This is a genomic window from Paenirhizobium cremeum (assembly GCF_022884085.1).
Classification (GTDB): Bacteria; Pseudomonadota; Alphaproteobacteria; order Rhizobiales; family Rhizobiaceae; genus Allorhizobium; species Allorhizobium cremeum.
Window position 1 is genome coordinate 1 of sequence record NZ_JAGGCS010000024.1, and the last position, 15190, is coordinate 15190.

Below are 15190 nucleotides of genomic sequence, written 5' to 3' on the forward strand. Positions count from 1 at the left end.
TATGACATTCCCCGGATTGAAATCTGGAAGTAAAAGCCACACGGGCAGCGCCTTCGCCCGCCTCGACGAACGCATCGCCCGCTCGCCGGTCGGAGGCGGCTTCCTCGAGCGCACCCAATATGCCGACGCCTGCGCCTCGCTGTGGATCGATGGCGAACTCGTCCACCTCGAAGACCTCGTCCTCCACGACAGCCTTCGCGATATCCGCACCCCCACCCACGAACTCACCATCGCCCGCGACGTGCTGCGCACCCGTCGACGCATCGTGTCACAGCCGCCCGCCTGGGCACTCTCAGAAGACGGCCTGCGCAGCCTCCGCCAGACCCGGCCCGGGCAGGCGTGGCCTGCTGCATCTTTGGGAGATGGGGGCGCCGGTGTGGCCGACGAAGCCGCGACGGGTGAGGTTGCCGACGGGCCAGGGCTCGCTGAAGGGGACGGGGAGGCTGGTGAGGATATCCTGGATGCCGAGCTCGCCGCCATCGATGCACTGTTGGCCCGTTCGGAAGCGGTGATCGAACAGGCCAGGAAGCCGGGCCCCGCGAAAAGCGCTCCCGGTCCCGCTCCCGGCCGGGAGCGGGACCCGTTGGTCTATGATTTTGATTGGGATGAGGATGCGCGGCTGGAGGAATGGCGCGCCATGCTGCGCGGGGCGCAAGAATTTCCGGCGGTGCTGCAGGCGATCATTGCGCTCGACGCCTGGAACGAGATTGCCGTCCTGCAGCACGCCGGCTGGATGGGCCGGCTGCTGGCCGCATCCATCCTGCGCCACGGTGGTGTCACATCAGGTGGTCACCTCGCGGCCATCAATCTCGGCCTGAAAACCATCCCGGTTGATCGCCGCCGCCATCGCCACCGCGAAACCCGGCTGCTGGCCATCGCCCAGGGTTTTATCGCGGCCGCCGAGATCGGTCTCAAGGAGCATGACCGGCTGGCGCTGGCGCGGCAGATGATGGAACGCAAGCTGGCGGGAAGACGAACCTCGTCAAAGCTGCCGGAGTTGGTCGAGCTGGTGATGGCAAAACCGCTGGTGTCGGCGGGGATGGTGGCAAAAACGCTCGACGTCACGCCGCAAGGGGCGCGGCGGATTGTTTTGGAGCTGGGGCTCCGCGAGATGACGGGGAGGGGGAGGTTTCGGGCGTGGGGTGTTATTTAGCGCACCTCACTTTCCGTTCGGCATCCTAGTGCAGTGCCGGCTGCTTCCTTGCTAACTGGTCGGCCTCGAGGGCCAGATCAAGGACGTGGTGCACCAGGAACGCGTCAATCAATGAAGCTGCATAATCCCGCGAGATCGGCAGCATGTCCTCCGTCAGCAGCAGCTTGTCGACGTAGTACTCCGGGCTCCAGAGACTGCGGGTGAGGTCTTCGTTCTGCGGCTCCATGCGTTCGACAACACGCTCGAACGCGTCCTTGGCTGCCTCCACGAGCACAGCCCGGTCCTCCCCGCGCAAGGGCAGGGATGCAATGATGACATGGGTTCCACGACTCATCTTCCTTCTTCGGGATGGCGTTATCTTGCATCAGCACTATCGGCCGCCAACCGACGCTGGTTCTTGGTGTGGTGGCCTCGTCAAGGCGCCAGGCGCCACCTTATGCTCACATGCGCATGAGGATGATAGAGCGAGATTGGGAAGACGTCTACAGATCGCAGGAACACAGAAAGGCGAACGCTGCCTTTACGGTTTGGCAGAAAGAACGGCGGCAACCTGGCTCTGGCTATCCACCCAGAGAGCGGTATCGGGCGAAATATAACGGATCAACGTCAGGATCGACGCGTAGTCCGCTGCAATGTTGCGGTTCAGGATTGGCTCATGGTGCGCGATGCGGTTGCGGAGCCGGCGCAGATCATCGAGCGGCTGGAAGATATCGGCGCGGGTGAGGGGACCGTCGGCGTGGAACACCTGACGGAAGTGCGAGCGCCAGAGCTGCTCGTAGCGTTTGGCGAGCAGGCCAGTCCAGAAGCCCCAGTTCAACTCCGCCACCACACGCCCATGGTCGGGGATGCTGCCGTGACGCCCAAGGTCGGTGCGGACCTTCAGCAGCATGTCGGGGATCGGGTAATGCAGCGGGGGGCCAGGGTTGGGATCCCGCTTTTTTCTTGGCCGCGGCGACCTTTTCCTCGGCAAAAGGCTTGCAGGCGGCGATCAATCCGTCAAACCGGTAAAGGTTGGTCTGGCTTCCGAACTTACTGTGCCGGCGCTCCTCCCTGGTGATCAGGCCGGCAGCCTGCAGGGCTGTGATCCGCTTCTGGATGGCGCGCGGGGTCACACCGATCGCCACGGCAATGGTCCCGACAGAGGGGTGCGGCACGTTCTCCTCGAGCCACCAGTACTGCACCAGGTGCAGCAAGATGTTCATGTCACGTTCCTGGTTGAGACCTGGCGGGCCCGCAAGGCCGAAGCCGCTCGCAACTCATCGGATGACAAACCCCGTTCGCACGTTTTAGGCGACGATTTCAACTCTACCCGGGGTGAACGGTGAGACAGACCCCCTCTACATCCTATTGCTCTACTGTCGCTTAATCGTTTTCCGGATATCCTGATTGAACGATTGCCGCTCCCAATGTGATGGAGCATGCCGATGATCCCGAATGCGATTGCTGACAAGCTAAAGCGCCAGGCCCGGGATTACTTCAAAGGGCGGCATTTCGAGGCGTGGCTTATCGTGCAGGCGGTGACCTGGTATCTGCGCTATCCGCTCAGCTATCGGGATTTGGAAGAGATGTTCCGAGAGCGCGGCTTCGAGGTCGATCAGAGCACAATCAATCGCTGGGTTCTCGCCTATGCACCACTGATCAACGGCTTAGTCAGTTTCGTTGACCGCATTGCGGATCGGTTCGGGTTGACGAGACCTACGTCAAGATCCGCGGCAAGTGGTGCTATCTATATCGCGCCATCGACAGCATGGAAACCCGGTCGACTTCCTGCTCACCGCAAAGCGCGACCTCGATGCCGCCAAGCGGTTCTTCCGCAAAATGCTCAAGGATGAGCCGCTACTCTCGCCCGAAAAGATCGGCACGGACGGCACCAATACATTTCCGCCGGCGATCAAAACGTCAGTCGATGACGGGCTCCTGCATCCACATTCGGTCCACTATGTCACCAAGCATCTCCAGTAAGGCATCGAGAGCGACCATTTCCGCGTAAAGAAGAACATGCCAAAGATAGGCGGCTTTCAATCCTTCCAAACGGCGCGGCGGACGATCGCGGGCTTCGGAGCGATGTTGTGGCTGCGGTAAGGCTTCGGCTTTTCCGGCGACTGGACCGTCAAGGATCAGAACGATCTGCTTTCCTGCCTCTTCGGACTTCAAAAGGTAACAAAGCGTGAAATTCGTACCCCTCTGGGAATAATCGCGGCCTGTGAAAATGTTTGCGACAAGCCCATTGCTACGCTTCATCGCGGTCTTTCCAGCAATCAGAAATCACTTCGTTTCGCCACACAGGAAGCACTCCGCCCTTGCTAATCACATTCATCGTATCTGCGCCATTGGAAGGCTGCGACCGGTTCGCGAGCTTGATTTCAGCCGCAAACCCTTCGCCTAGCTTCAGCCAAACAACGAGACATCACCGATGGGAAGCCCTTACGGGTCCCGGCCGATCAGCGTGCGAGCGGCGACCCGCTGCCTAGCAGCAGCCGTCGAATGACCTGTGCCATTGCCCGAGGGCGTCCTCGATTACCGGCCAGGTTTCCACCAGTGCGTCGAATTTCCTGACCGAGTCCCGATAGCTGCGGCGTAGTCCGGCCTCGAGGGCGGCGAGGTCGACATGGGGCAAGGTGCCGTTCTCGACGATGGTGCGCCCCGCGACGACGACCTTCCGGACATGTCGTGTGGCCGCCCGAGCGAAGAAGAGGTCGACTGGCTCCACCTCGATAATCCGATCGCGGTCCAGAAGGTCGTAGTCGATTTCGAGAAAGTCGGCCGGTTCGCCGACCGCGATCGTTCCCGACCCGGGCGCACCGATCCCCCGACGTCCGTGGGCGGTGCTCTGCAGGAGAAATTCTTCCCGCGACCAGGATGGCGCAAAGCCCCTGCCGGCATGGAGGATATTGGCGAGACGGATCTCGCGGATGATGTCGTCATCCTCGTCCAAGGCCTGGCCATCGACGCCGATCGCGACACCGCAGCCGCGCCGGCGCGCGTCGGCGATTGGACCGAGGCCGGAGCGGAGATGGAGATTGGATCCGGAATTGGTGACGATGCGACAGCCCGCGTCCGCGATCATGTCCAGTTCGTGCGGACGGGCGTGAACGCAGTGCGCCAGCGTCAGCCGCGGCGAGAGGAGGCCGATCTCCCTAAGGTAGGTGACGATCCCCTGGGGGAAGGTTATATCCGCCCATCGCCGCTGATAGGGTGTCTCCAGGAGATGCATATGGACCCCGCGCCCGGTTTCGGCGGAGCGCGAAGCGACCGCCCGGAGCAGTTCGTCCGAGCACCATTGAACGCCGGCCGGGCCGAACTGAACATCGACCATCGGTCCTTGGATCTTTTCCGCGATACGTTCCGTGACCTCGATCAGGGTCCCGGACGACGGAGGCGGACAGCAGTAGGTTTCCCTCAGGAGGGCAGCAACTTCCGGGGGAAGCCTGCCCAGCACTTTCGTCTCGTCGCCGTAGACGAGGGGGTTGCGGTCGCGGATTGCCGGAGCGAAGGCGATCCTCACCCCGACGTCACGCGCTGCCCGCGCCACCTCGCAGGCCTCATCGACGGGATCGAGCTTGCCGCTCGGCCGCGTGTAGTGGACCATGACCGCGCCGCACCCTGACAAGGCAGATCGCGCGAGCGGCGCCACTGCGGCCATGTAGGCATCTGGCGGCGTGGCAAGGATGGTGCGCGGCAGCCATGCCTCCAGCGGCAGGAAGGCGGTGCCGAAGGAGGACATAGGCAGCGGCCGGACGTGATCGTGGGCGTTGGCGAGCGCCGGCATGACAAGCGTGCGACCGGCCCCGGGCGGCGGCACGCCGGCATCCTCCACGACGGTGATGACGCCGTTCTGCCAGCGGATAAGGCGGTTCCGCCCCGGTCCCTGGAGTTCACCGATAGTGTGGGTGGCGCAGATCTCTCCGGAACTAGACATCGTCGCTTGCCATTTTGGCCGGGACGGCGACCGCGCAACCTTCGCCGCGCGGATCGTGAGCACCGTCGACGGTGCCATCGGCTCCCAGGCGGATCACCCCGGCTTGCCCGAAGATCGGGGAAAGCGCGGGCAGCAGGGCAACCTCATGGCCAAGGCCCAGGAGTGCGTGCGCTGTCTCGGATGGCAGCGAACCCTCGATCTTCAGGCTGTCGCGACTGTCGGAGAAGGTCCGACCCAGGAGGAAGCGAGGCTGGGCCAGTGCCTCCTCCGGCGACATGTCATCGTCGAGCAGGCCGGTCAGAAGCACGGAAAGGGTCTGCGGCTGTCCGTCGGCGCCCTGCGTGCCGTAGAGGAGATGAGGGGCGCCATTGCGGATCGCGATGCCGGGATTGAGGGTGTAGAAGGGTCGCTTGCCGGGTGCGAGGCAGTTCGGGTGACCCGGCCTGGTCGAAAACGCTGCGCCGCGGTTTTGCCAGAGAATGCCGGTCCCGGGGACGGTGACGCCACTGCCCCAGTCGAAATAGGTGCTCTGCAGCACGCTGGCGCAGCGCCCCTCGCCATCGGCGACGGCAAAGAAGACGGTATCGGCGCTGTTGGCCGGATGCGGCCAGGGCATGGCGGATGCGTGGTCAATGCCGCGTGCCGCAGCGTCGAGATTATGCGCTTCGAGCATGGCCAAGGCTGGCTGTAAGCTTTTCGTGTCGACATCCGGATCGCCGATCGATGACCGAGGACCGAATGCCTGCTTGGTTGCCTCCACCAGCAGGTGCATGCGGGCGGAGCTCGCGAGGGCAGTCCTGGAAAGATCGAAGCGGGAGAGAATGCCCATGATGGCGAGCGTCGAGCAGCCCTGCGTCGGCGGCGGGGGCGCCAGAAGCAGCGTTCCCCGATAATCGAGGGCCAGCGGCTCGACCTCCCCTGTCCGGGTGGCGGCGAGATCGGCGGCATCGAGCGGCGAACCGGCGTGCGCAAGGCCCTCCGCGATTGTCTCGGCCAGGGCCCCCTCGTAGAAACCGCGGTAGCCGTCCTCCGCGAGTCGCCTGAGCGTCGCGGCGAGTTCCGGCTGGCGCAACAGGCCCTCGTCGCTCCGATGGTCGAAGATCGCGGCAAAGCCGGGCCATTGCGGGTGTTCCTCGGCGCGAAAATCCAGCCAGAAATCCTGTGAGCCGCTGGGGACATACCCGGCCTCGGCCCGTTCGATCGCCGGGGCCAGCAGGTCCCCGAAGCTTTCCCGGCTTGCCCAGTTCGTTTGGCTGAAGGCGAGCGCATGGCCCCAGCTGTCGACGGCGCAGGCGGAGGTCAGCATCGATGAGGGACCGCGAGTGGGTATCGTGTCTCCGGGGACAGTCACGCTGGCGGCCGCCTGACCAATGCCGAGAAAGCAGCGGCGTCGCCCCTCGCGGTCGCAGACAAGCCAGACGGCATCCCCTCCAAGGCCGCAGAAATGAGGCATGACGACCGCCAGCATCGCCCCGACCGCCACGGCCGCCTCGATGGCGTTTCCGCCACGCGCGAGTACCGCTCGGCCGGCTTCCGTTGCCAGCGGGTGGGGACTGACGACCATGCCTGATCCGAAAGGGTGGCGACGTTCTGACTGCATGTGCGGCTCGTGCGGGTTTGACGCCGGAGGCAGCAAGCCTCCGGCGGAGTTATCGATCAGTTCGCCGTGTAGGACAGCTTGCGCTCCTCGATCGGCGGCAGGAACCGGCGGTCGAAGATCTGCTCCGCCTTCGGCTTCGACGGAAGCTGATAGCCTTCGGCGACGATGTCGATCGATCGTGCGAGGCGGGTGTCGTCGAGATCGCCCAGGCCGAGCTTCTCGACTTCCGGCGAGACGATCAGGTTCTCGTAGGAGAACTTGAGGCGGTCATGCTCGAGGTCCCGCTTCACAAGGTTGTCGAAGGCGACGACCGATTCCATTCCCTTTTCCGTATCCAGACCGATCTCGATTGCAGCCTTGTTGACGGCCCGGACGAGACCGGCGACCGCTTCGGGGTTCTCCGCTATCAGCTTCTGGGAGACCATGAGGCCGTTCGAATAGAGGTCGAGGCCGTGGTCACCGAACAGCAGCCAGTTGTAGTCCTTCGCCGGGTCCTGGCGGTTGTTGATCAGATTGAACCAGCTGGTGATGTTGAATACCAGCGCGCCGTCGATCTCGTCCTTGATCAGCATCGGCTCCTGCAGGTTGGGGCCCATGTTGTCGATCTTGACCTGGGTCATGTCGACATCGTTCAGCGTTGCCAGAACGGTAACCAGCCGCGTCGTCGGCGTTCCCTGCGCGCCGCCGAGTGTCTTGCCCACAAGATCGGCGGGCTTGGTGATGTTGGTTTCCTTCTTGCTGACGATCGCAAAGGGAGGCTTGTTCCAGATCTGGTAGACCATGACCGGGGCTTCGTCCGGCCGGGTCGCCGCATTCTGGATGATGGCGTTGATGTCGCCGAAGCCCGCATCATAGCTGCCCGACATGATGCGGGTGACGGTCGCGGCCGAGCCTTCACCTTGGTCGATGGTAACGTCGAGACCTTCGGCCTTGAAGTAGCCAGCCTCCTTGGCGAGCAGGAAGGCCGCGTCCGAGCCTTGCGTCTTCCAGCCGAGCGTCAGCTTGATCGCGGTGTCGGCCATAGCGGCGCTGTTGAGGCAAAGGCCTAGAGCGACGGTGGAAAGGAATGTCTTCAGCATGTTTTGCTCCGATTGTTCGAGGGTCAGGCGGTTGTGGTGAGGTTGTCGCGGCGGTTCGCCCATCCGGCGACCCGCATTTCGACGAGGGAGAAGGCGGCGTAGAGAAGGACGCCGAGCACCGCGAGGATGAACAGCCCCGCAAACACCAGCGGCACGTCGAAATTGGAGGAGGCTGTCATCATCACGTTGCCGATGCCGCGATTGGACGCGACGGTTTCCGACAGAACGGAGCCAACGAAGGCAAAGGTGGCCGCAATCTTCAGCGAGGCGAAGAAGAAAGGCATCGTGCGCGGCAGGCCGACATTCCACAGGATGTCGAGCTTGCTGGCGCCGAGCGACTTGAGGACGTCCTCGAGTTCCGGCTCCGTCGTGGCAAGGCCCGTCGCGATGTTGACGACGATCGGGAAGAAGCACATCGCCAGCGCCGTCAGGATCGCGGGGACGGAGCCGGAACCGAACCAGAGGACGAAGATCGGCACGACGGCAACCTTGGGGATAGAGGAAAAGCCGATCAGCAGCGGATAGGCGGTATCGTAGGCGATGCGCGAGGTGCCGATGCAGGCGCCGATGAAGAGGCCGACCGTCACGCCCAGCAGGAAGCCGACCATCGTCGTCCAGAGGGTCTGCAGGATATGTGGCCACAGGACATCCATGCGCTCCACGAGCGTTGCGAGGACCTGGGAGGGGCGGGGCAGGACCAGATCGGAGACCTGCAGCGCGAGGCAGAGGACCTCCCAGAGGACGAAGAAGGCCAGAATGAGGAAGGCAGCCCAGAGGCGACGGCGAATAGCATAGGACATTTCAGGCTTCCTCATGGGCGACGTCGGTGCGGGCATCGATGATCAGTTCCCGCAGATGCTGGTTGAGGGCCGTGAACTCCGGCTCGAAGGTCATGGCGATGGTGCGGGGGCGGGCAAACTCCACCGGGCTGTCGTCGATGATCCTGCCGGGGCGCGCGCTCATTACGCAGATCCGCGATGCGAGGAAGCCGGCCTCCTTCAGATCGTGGGTGACGAGCAGGACCGTCGGCTTGCGCTTCATCCAGAGCGACTGCATCGTCGCCCAGAGTTCCTCGCGGGTGAACTGGTCCAGCGCGCCGAACGGTTCGTCGAGCAGCAGAAGGCTGGGGTCATGGACAAGGGCGCGACAGAGGTTGGCGCGCTGCAGCATGCCGCCGGACAGCTGCCATGGGTAATGATTGGCGAAACGCTCCAGCCCGACATCGGCCAGAAGGGCATGGACCCTGTCCCTGAACTCGGTGTTCTTCTTGGCGTGGTAGTGCGAACGGAAGGGCCGGACGATCTTCAACGGCAGCATGACGTTGCGTTCTATCGTCAGCCAGGGCAGCAGCGTCGGGTTCTGGAATGCCATGCCGATGCGCAAGGCGTTGGCTCCGACTTCCTTGCCGCCCACAACGACGACGCCGCGGCTCGGCCGCAGGAGGCCACTCGCGAGCTTGAGGATGGTGGACTTGCCGCAGCCGGACGGGCCCACGAGCGCGACGAATTCGCCGTCGTCGATCTTCAGGCTGGTCTCCTGCAGCGCGGCGACCGCCTTGTCGCCGCGGCCGAAGGAGACGGCGGCCTGTGACAGCTCCACCGCTACGGGATGCCTGTTTCCCGGTTGTGAAAAATCGATCATGCACTCACCTCACGCTTTCCAGAAACTGTATGCAACGGTCGTGCCAAGTTCGTTTCGCCGCGGATTCTCGTGGAGGCGCAGGTCGCTGCAGACATGGAATTTTGCAAAGCAGAAAATGCATGCAGTTTATGGCGGCAAGTTGCATTCGAATCGTGCAGCAGCCAGTTGAAGAAGGCGATGCCTTGGATTATCCAGAGCGTCACGAAGGGAGCGAGCGATGGCAGCAGAGAAACGTCAGCCGCGGAGCGAAATCGATCGCGTCCAGGGAATCTGCAACGCGCTTCGCAAGGCGATCATAGAGCGTGCATTGCTGCCGGGGGACCGACTGCCCGAAGACGCGCTGGGGGAACGCTTCGGGGTGAGCCGGACGATTGCCCGGCATGCACTCGGACAACTGGCGGCGGAAGGCCTGGTTGATCTGAGGCGTAACCGGATCGCCATCGTGGCGACGCCTTCCTTCGAGGATGCGAGAGACATATTCGACATACGCGTGGACCTTGAGCGCCAGGTGGTGCGGCACCTCGCCGGCAGGCTGACGGATGCTCAGGTCAAGCAGCTGAAGGCGATCGTCGAGGCCGAGCACGAGGCACGCCACGGCGCGGAAGGCACGTCGATCCGGCTCGCAACGGAATTCCACGTCCGGCTGGCGGAAATGACGGGCAAACCCATCCTGGTCCGCTATGTCACGGAGATCTGCTACCGGGCCGGGCTGTCGCTTTCGGCCTTTGCCCGCCCGCACTCTTCCGATTGCGCCGTCAGCGAGCATCTCGAACTGATCGAGGCGATCCAGCTTGGGCCTGCCGAGCGGGCCTGTGCCTTGATGGACCAGCACCTGGAAGCCGTCGCCTCGCGGGCGCTTCTCCAGAGCGCGGGAGCGCGGAGCCGGGACCTGATGAACATCCTGGCTCCCTACGCCGATTGAGCCGGCCGGCCCGGGGTGGCGTTACTGCCGCCCGCAGGAGGGGTCGAGGATCCATTCGGCGCTGTCATTCCAGACATCCGTCTCGACGATGAGCCCATCGCGCACGACGAACCGGTCCACATAGCGATTGTTGTCGAAGGGGCGGCCATCCGGCCATTCTCCGGAGAGATAGCCGAGGCTGTAGATGATCGTTTCGTCCTCGCCCGGAATGACGTCATAGCGCTCGATGCGCTTCTTCACCCACTTGTAGCGGGCCGCATTGAAGCTGGTCGGACCGGCCGGAGTGTCGAAGACGCGGTTGCCGGTGAAACGGCAGACGAAGGCGGCATCTACGTATCGCGCCGCCCGGACCGGATCTGGTGTCATGGAGGCCTCCAGATAATCCTTGACTGCCTGAAGGTCCTGCTGGGCGCGAGCGTTCATTTTGTGTCTCTTTCTGTTGCCATCGTCAGCAATTAATTGCATACATATATTGTATTCGATTGTTGTTGCGGATTCAAGAATGAGTTCCAGTCCTTCCTTCGATCTCCTCATCCGGAACGCTATCCTTCAGGGAGGCGCGTCCCCGTTGGATATCGGCATCCGTGCCGGACGCATCATCGAGGTGAGTCCCGCCCAGCAGCGGAGTGACGCACAGGGTCTGTTTGAAGAGAATGCCGACGGTCGTCTTGTGCTGCCGGGCTTCGTGGATACCCATATCCATCTCGACAAGTCCTGCCTCCTCGCTTGCTGCCGGGGCGGCGGACAAGGGTTGAAGGGTGCCGTCGCGGCAGTCTCGCGATTGAAGAGGGATTTCACTGAAGAGGATGTCTATAGGCGGGGCGCCCGGACGATAGAAATGGCCATCCTGCAGGGGACGATGCACATGCGTACCCATGTGGAGGTCGATCCGCGCGTCGGCCTGCGAAGCTTCGCGGCCATCCAGCGGCTGAAGCACGACTATGCCTTCGCACTGGATCTTTCGATCTGTGTCTTTCCGCAGGAAGGGTTGCTCAACGATCCCGGCACCGAGGCGCTGCTGGAGCAGGCGCTCGACGAGGGGGCCGATCTTCTCGGCGGATGCCCCTATACGGATAGCGATCCATCGGCGCACATGGAGCGGATCTTCGCGATGGCGCGCAGGCACGATGTCGATCTGGACTTCCACCTGGACTTCGATCTCGATCCCGGCTGGACCCACATGGACGACATATGCCGTCTGACTGAGGCACAGGGCTGGCAGGGTCGGGTGGCGATCGGACACGTGACCAAGCTCGCCGCCATGGACGAGGGCGACTTCGACCGGCATGCGGAGAGACTTGCCGCGGCCGGGGTGGCGGTAACCGCGCTGCCGTCGACCGATCTCTATCTCAACGGGCGCGACCAGGGTTTTCGTGCCGTGCGCGGCGTCGCGCCGGTCCACGTCCTTGCGGAGCGGGGCATCACGACATCGATCGCCACGAACAACGTGCTGAACCCGTTCACGCCCTACGGGGATTGCTCGCTGCTGCGCATGGCCAATCTCTACGCCAATCTCATGCACATAGGACCGGACGGCTTCTCCCGTTGCCTTGGCATGATCACGTCGGACGCGGCCCGGCTGGCGCGGATCGACTCGTACGGCATAGCGCCTGGCCATCCGGCCGATTTGATCTTATTGGATGCGACGGACGAGGACGAGGCCCTCGCTAGTATCGCGTCCCCGTTGACGGGCTTCAAGAACGGCCGGAAGACTTTCGATCGACGGGCAGAGATATTGTTTCGGACTACGGATGCGAGCCCAACCGACCAATATCGCGCGGCGGTGGCGTCGCCATGACCAAGTTCGAGACGCGACAGTGGCTTTGGCTTCGATCTCACGCGTCAATCGACAGAGCGATCTCCCATCAGGTCGAGATGGCGTTGAAGTAAAGCTGTCCATGTCAGCGGTCGTCAGGTCTTTCCGGTGAAGAAAGCGTTGGTGCACGGATACTTCATCGGCGGTGACGTAGTCGGCTCGGGTTGAACCAACCCGGCGGACCGATCGTGCCTTTCAAAAACAACGCCTGCCGCCGTCATTGTATCGGCAAGACGAAACTCAAGGTCACGAACTGGGCGGAAATCGAGACTGGCCTGCGCATGCCCGATAATCGTTCGGGTTCGGCAAGTTAATGCATAGCCACTGTATCAAAGACTGAAATCCATCCGTTACTTGATCCATGCACCAACGCCCATACGCAGCCGTGTTCGGTTTAGAGTATAACGGATTTTCGCCTCAACTGCTCGATTTGCGCCTCTGGCAGACCTAAGATTCCGGAGAGCACGGCATGATTGTCTTCACCTAAGAGCGAGGGAGGCGACGCTGGCGCTGGGCCATCGCCATCAAACCGAATTGGGCCGCGCACAACCCGAAGATCACCGATGACGGGATGCTTCACCGTCTCGATCAGGCCCCGGCTTGCGACATGTTCCTGATCAAGTGCCTCGCCGATTGAGAGTATAGGCGCATTGGGAACGTCGAAAGCGCTCAGTCTCTCTAGCCAGTAAGCCGTGTCATGATCAGCCATTCGGCCGATGATGATCGGTTCAAGCTGATCTCTGTTGCGGAGACGAGCTTCGTAGCAAGCAAATCTTGGATCCTCGATGAGATCCGGTCGCTCAAGGCACCGTGCGAAGTTATGCCAAAACGGTGGCGTCGCCTTAACCGAGTTTGGGATGCGGTAGTCTCTTCGACCTGAACTTCACGCATCAATCGACAAAGCGATTTCCCGCCAGGTCGAGATGGCGTGAGTGCGAAGCTGGCGATGGTCTGCGGCGGTCAAGTCTTTGCGGTGAAGAAGGAAGAGATTGGCGATCTGGCCGTGAGTGGAGACGAAACGCTGACATTGCCGCGCGGACTTGAAGCGCATCATGCGCCGCTCTCGTCGTCGCACAGCAAGATGGGAATTTTCAGCCTGGTTGTTCAATCCCTTGTGCGAGCGATGTTCGACCTTCGGCATCAAATCCGCCTTCGCAGCCGAATAGGAACGCAGCTTGTCGGTCAGCATCACGCGCGGGGCGATACCTTGACCCTTGAGCAGTTTGCGCATCAGACGCAAGGCTGCTGCCTTGTTCCTTCGGCTTTGCAAGAGGGCGTCGAGAACGTAGCCGTTGGCATCGACGGCGCGCCACAGCCAGTATTTCTTTCCCTTGATCGTCACCACCATCTCATCGAGCTGCCACTTGTCGGCAAACTGGCCTCGTGAGCGGCGTCGGAGCTGATTGGCGAACTTCAAGCCAAATTTCGCCGCCCATTCCGAGACGGTCTGGAATGAGACGTTGATGCCGCGCTCGGCCAACAGATCTTCGACGTCGCGTAAACTGAGCGGAAATCGGAAATACAGCCAGACCGCATGGGTGATGATCTCGGCAGGAAAGCGGTGGCGTCTGAAGTGGGCGGCAGGGAATTCGGTCATGACAATCCGAATATCAAGTCGGCTAAAACAGGCGGTTAAGGCGACGCCACCGTGCTGGTAGGCCACAGGCCGGATGATGTCGGCCAGACATTCGCGAACAGCCAGATGGCGCTGATCAACACAGGCTGGTGGAGCAGGTAGAACGGCAGGCCATGACGTCCGACGAAGCGCACTGGCCACGACCATGATCCCGGCGAGTACGCGGAGAGGCGCAGGAGGACGCCACGGCGATCGGCGATTCGCGCCGCTGAAATGCCGAGCAGAACGGCGCCGAACCACGGAAACATCGGGACGTAGTCGAAGCTGACCGGAGCGATCGGCGAAAGCCCGACCCACCACCACGCCGGATGGTCGAAGACCTCATGGCGAAAATATCGTGGGGCCAGGATCACGAAGAGGGCCGTGCAAATGGTCACCACGACCGGTGCGCGCAGGAATGCGAGGCCCGCCACGCTGGCGAAGGCGATCTGGTGCAGTATCCCGAAGAAGATGAAGCCCTGCGGGACCGCGATCCATGTGACGGTTGAAACCATGATGGCGGCGCCGGCGACCTTCATGAGGCGCTTCAGGAAGGAGCGGGCGCGCAGGCTTCGGCGATGCGCCAGGAACAGCCCTACGCCAACCAGGAAGAGGAAGGCGGAGGCGATGCTGCGGGCGAATAGCATCCACCCCGGCTCGCGTGTCATGCCGACAGCTGCGTAGCCGAAATACTCCAGATCCCAGGCGAAATGAAAAGCGGCCATCGCGACCATTGCGACGCCGCGGGCCAGATCGATCGCCTCGATCCGGGCATTGGGGCTGGCGGGAGTACCCATCAGGCCTCGACGACGACCCGCGTACCGATTGGCACACGTTCGTAGAGGTCCTCTACATGCTCATTCACCATCCGCACGCAGCCGTTAGATACGGCCATACCGATCGTCCAGGGCTCGGTCGTCCCGTGAATGCGGTAGAGAGTGTCGCGTCCGTCCCGGTAAAGGTAGAGCGCGCGCGAGCCTAGCGGGTTGCCGGGCCCGCCTGGAACCCCGCCGGCATGCCGCTTGTACCTCGCGGGGTCACGACGGATCATGTTGGCGGTCGGGCGCCAGCTCGGCCACTTCGCCTTCCGGCCAATCTCCGCGATGCCGGACAGAGCAAGGCCGGCCTGCCCGACACCGATCCCATATCGGCGGGCGCGTCCTGCATCCTCTATCAGAAAGAGAAGCCGGTTCGCTGTATCGATCACGATCGTTCCGATCGGATAGCCAACTGGTGCCAATACAGACTGAGGCAGGAAGCGGGGATCGAGCGTGAAAGTTTTATGGGCGATAGCGGGCGAGACAAGCGCGGCCGTTGCAACGGTGCCTGCGCCTGCGATCAGTAGCGAGCGTCGGTTGATCATGTCGGTTACCTGGGCAGGGTTGAAGACGTTGATGGGGAGCACGATCGATGCGAGAGCAGCGCGCTTGTTGCCGGACGCCGTG

The 15190-nt window shown here is 62.6% G+C and carries 16 protein-coding genes and 1 pseudogene; 5 read left to right on the forward strand and 12 right to left on the reverse strand.

What is annotated here, in order from left to right:
- Position 1: 1 nt before the first annotated feature.
- A complete protein-coding gene (locus J5N58_RS25040) occupies positions 2-1153 on the forward strand; it encodes an RHE_PE00001 family protein (RefSeq protein ID WP_244714084.1) in 1152 nt (383 codons plus the stop codon).
- Between the two features lie 25 nt (positions 1154-1178).
- Here J5N58_RS25040 and J5N58_RS25045 read toward each other — a convergent pair whose 3' ends face one another.
- Together J5N58_RS25045 and J5N58_RS25050 are read right to left on the reverse strand one after the other, a co-directional pair.
- The gene (locus J5N58_RS25045) at positions 1179-1487 is read right to left on the reverse strand and encodes a hypothetical protein (protein WP_244714086.1); all 309 of its coding nucleotides are present in this window, start codon (positions 1485-1487) and stop codon (positions 1179-1181) included.
- A 186-nt stretch (positions 1488-1673) separates the two neighbouring features.
- Entirely contained in the window at positions 1674-2042 is a 369-nt protein-coding gene (locus J5N58_RS25050) for a hypothetical protein (RefSeq protein WP_244714088.1), read from the reverse strand.
- A 34-nt stretch (positions 2043-2076) separates the two neighbouring features.
- On the opposite strand from J5N58_RS25050, the gene J5N58_RS25055 reads away from it, so the two are divergent.
- Both J5N58_RS25055 and J5N58_RS25060 read left to right on the forward strand, forming a co-directional pair.
- Entirely contained in the window at positions 2077-2478 is a 402-nt protein-coding gene (locus J5N58_RS25055) for a hypothetical protein (RefSeq protein WP_244714090.1), read from the forward strand.
- Positions 2479-2577: 99 nt separating this feature from the next.
- A pseudogene (locus tag J5N58_RS25060) lies at positions 2578-3319 on the forward strand (IS6 family transposase); the annotation flags it as partial.
- A gap of 301 nt (positions 3320-3620) precedes the next feature.
- Here the strand turns inward: J5N58_RS25060 and J5N58_RS25065 are convergent.
- From J5N58_RS25065 to J5N58_RS25085, 5 genes are all read right to left on the reverse strand, one after another.
- Positions 3621-5072, reverse strand: a complete 1452-nt coding sequence (locus J5N58_RS25065) for an amidohydrolase family protein (RefSeq protein WP_244714093.1) — start codon at positions 5070-5072, stop codon at positions 3621-3623.
- Positions 5065-6636 carry a gamma-glutamyltransferase family protein gene (locus J5N58_RS25070; RefSeq protein ID WP_244714187.1) on the reverse strand — a complete coding sequence of 524 codons (1572 nt, stop codon included), beginning with the start codon at positions 6634-6636 and terminating at the stop codon, positions 5065-5067. The genes J5N58_RS25065 and J5N58_RS25070 overlap by 8 nt, the downstream gene beginning before the upstream one ends.
- 92 nt (positions 6637-6728) lie before the next feature.
- On the reverse strand, positions 6729-7751 hold the full coding sequence (locus J5N58_RS25075) for an ABC transporter substrate-binding protein (RefSeq protein ID WP_244714096.1): 1023 nt from the start codon (positions 7749-7751) through the stop codon (positions 6729-6731).
- Between the two features lie 23 nt (positions 7752-7774).
- Positions 7775-8551 carry an ABC transporter permease gene (locus J5N58_RS25080; RefSeq protein WP_244714098.1) on the reverse strand — a complete coding sequence of 259 codons (777 nt, stop codon included), beginning with the start codon at positions 8549-8551 and terminating at the stop codon, positions 7775-7777.
- Position 8552: 1 nt separating this feature from the next.
- Positions 8553-9392: an ABC transporter ATP-binding protein gene (locus J5N58_RS25085; RefSeq protein WP_244714101.1), complete on the reverse strand. Its 840-nt coding sequence runs from the start codon at positions 9390-9392 to the stop codon at positions 8553-8555.
- Between the two features lie 217 nt (positions 9393-9609).
- On the opposite strand from J5N58_RS25085, the gene J5N58_RS25090 reads away from it, so the two are divergent.
- Positions 9610-10314 carry a GntR family transcriptional regulator gene (locus J5N58_RS25090; RefSeq protein ID WP_244714103.1) on the forward strand — a complete coding sequence of 235 codons (705 nt, stop codon included), beginning with the start codon at positions 9610-9612 and terminating at the stop codon, positions 10312-10314.
- Positions 10315-10335: 21 nt separating this feature from the next.
- Here J5N58_RS25090 and J5N58_RS25095 read toward each other — a convergent pair whose 3' ends face one another.
- The gene (locus J5N58_RS25095; RefSeq protein ID WP_244714106.1) at positions 10336-10737 is read right to left on the reverse strand and encodes a nuclear transport factor 2-like protein; all 402 of its coding nucleotides are present in this window, start codon (positions 10735-10737) and stop codon (positions 10336-10338) included.
- 79 nt (positions 10738-10816) lie between these two features.
- On the opposite strand from J5N58_RS25095, the gene J5N58_RS25100 reads away from it, so the two are divergent.
- Positions 10817-12112 (forward strand): amidohydrolase family protein, encoded by a 1296-nt coding sequence (locus tag J5N58_RS25100; protein ID WP_244714108.1) that lies wholly within the window; start codon positions 10817-10819, stop codon positions 12110-12112.
- A 412-nt stretch (positions 12113-12524) separates the two neighbouring features.
- Here J5N58_RS25100 and J5N58_RS25105 read toward each other — a convergent pair whose 3' ends face one another.
- From J5N58_RS25105 to J5N58_RS25120, 4 genes are read right to left on the reverse strand one after another with little or no spacing between them, the layout of a single operon-like run.
- Positions 12525-12989, reverse strand: a complete 465-nt coding sequence (locus tag J5N58_RS25105; protein ID WP_342346015.1) for a CoA transferase — start codon at positions 12987-12989, stop codon at positions 12525-12527.
- A 24-nt stretch (positions 12990-13013) separates the two neighbouring features.
- Positions 13014-13727 carry an IS6 family transposase gene (locus tag J5N58_RS25110; protein ID WP_037095196.1) on the reverse strand — a complete coding sequence of 238 codons (714 nt, stop codon included), beginning with the start codon at positions 13725-13727 and terminating at the stop codon, positions 13014-13016.
- Positions 13728-13762: 35 nt separating this feature from the next.
- Positions 13763-14542, reverse strand: a complete 780-nt coding sequence (locus J5N58_RS25115; RefSeq protein ID WP_244714110.1) for an acetyltransferase domain-containing protein — start codon at positions 14540-14542, stop codon at positions 13763-13765.
- Positions 14542-15108, reverse strand: coding sequence for a L,D-transpeptidase (locus tag J5N58_RS25120; RefSeq protein ID WP_244714112.1), 567 nt, complete (start codon positions 15106-15108; stop codon positions 14542-14544). Before J5N58_RS25120 ends, J5N58_RS25115 begins: the two co-directional genes overlap by 1 nt.
- Positions 15109-15190: the final 82 nt, after the last annotated feature.

What these genes read in the sequence shown, in the direction of transcription:
- J5N58_RS25040 (WP_244714084.1), top strand. Translation starts at nt 2, where the DNA reads ATGACATTCCCCGGATTGAAATCTGGAAGTAAAAGCCACACGGGCAGC.
- J5N58_RS25045 (WP_244714086.1), bottom strand. Translation starts at nt 1,487, where the DNA reads ATGAGTCGTGGAACCCATGTCATCATTGCATCCCTGCCCTTGCGCGGG.
- J5N58_RS25050 (WP_244714088.1), bottom strand. Translation starts at nt 2,042, where the DNA reads ATGCTGCTGAAGGTCCGCACCGACCTTGGGCGTCACGGCAGCATCCCC.
- J5N58_RS25065 (WP_244714093.1), bottom strand. Translation starts at nt 5,072, where the DNA reads ATGTCTAGTTCCGGAGAGATCTGCGCCACCCACACTATCGGTGAACTC.
- J5N58_RS25070 (WP_244714187.1), bottom strand. Translation starts at nt 6,636, where the DNA reads ATGGTCGTCAGTCCCCACCCGCTGGCAACGGAAGCCGGCCGAGCGGTA.
- J5N58_RS25075 (WP_244714096.1), bottom strand. Translation starts at nt 7,751, where the DNA reads ATGCTGAAGACATTCCTTTCCACCGTCGCTCTAGGCCTTTGCCTCAAC.
- J5N58_RS25080 (WP_244714098.1), bottom strand. Translation starts at nt 8,551, where the DNA reads ATGTCCTATGCTATTCGCCGTCGCCTCTGGGCTGCCTTCCTCATTCTG.
- J5N58_RS25085 (WP_244714101.1), bottom strand. Translation starts at nt 9,392, where the DNA reads ATGATCGATTTTTCACAACCGGGAAACAGGCATCCCGTAGCGGTGGAG.
- J5N58_RS25090 (WP_244714103.1), top strand. Translation starts at nt 9,610, where the DNA reads ATGGCAGCAGAGAAACGTCAGCCGCGGAGCGAAATCGATCGCGTCCAG.
- J5N58_RS25095 (WP_244714106.1), bottom strand. Translation starts at nt 10,737, where the DNA reads ATGAACGCTCGCGCCCAGCAGGACCTTCAGGCAGTCAAGGATTATCTG.
- J5N58_RS25100 (WP_244714108.1), top strand. Translation starts at nt 10,817, where the DNA reads ATGAGTTCCAGTCCTTCCTTCGATCTCCTCATCCGGAACGCTATCCTT.
- J5N58_RS25110 (WP_037095196.1), bottom strand. Translation starts at nt 13,727, where the DNA reads ATGACCGAATTCCCTGCCGCCCACTTCAGACGCCACCGCTTTCCTGCC.
- J5N58_RS25115 (WP_244714110.1), bottom strand. Translation starts at nt 14,542, where the DNA reads ATGGGTACTCCCGCCAGCCCCAATGCCCGGATCGAGGCGATCGATCTG.
- J5N58_RS25120 (WP_244714112.1), bottom strand. Translation starts at nt 15,108, where the DNA reads ATGATCAACCGACGCTCGCTACTGATCGCAGGCGCAGGCACCGTTGCA.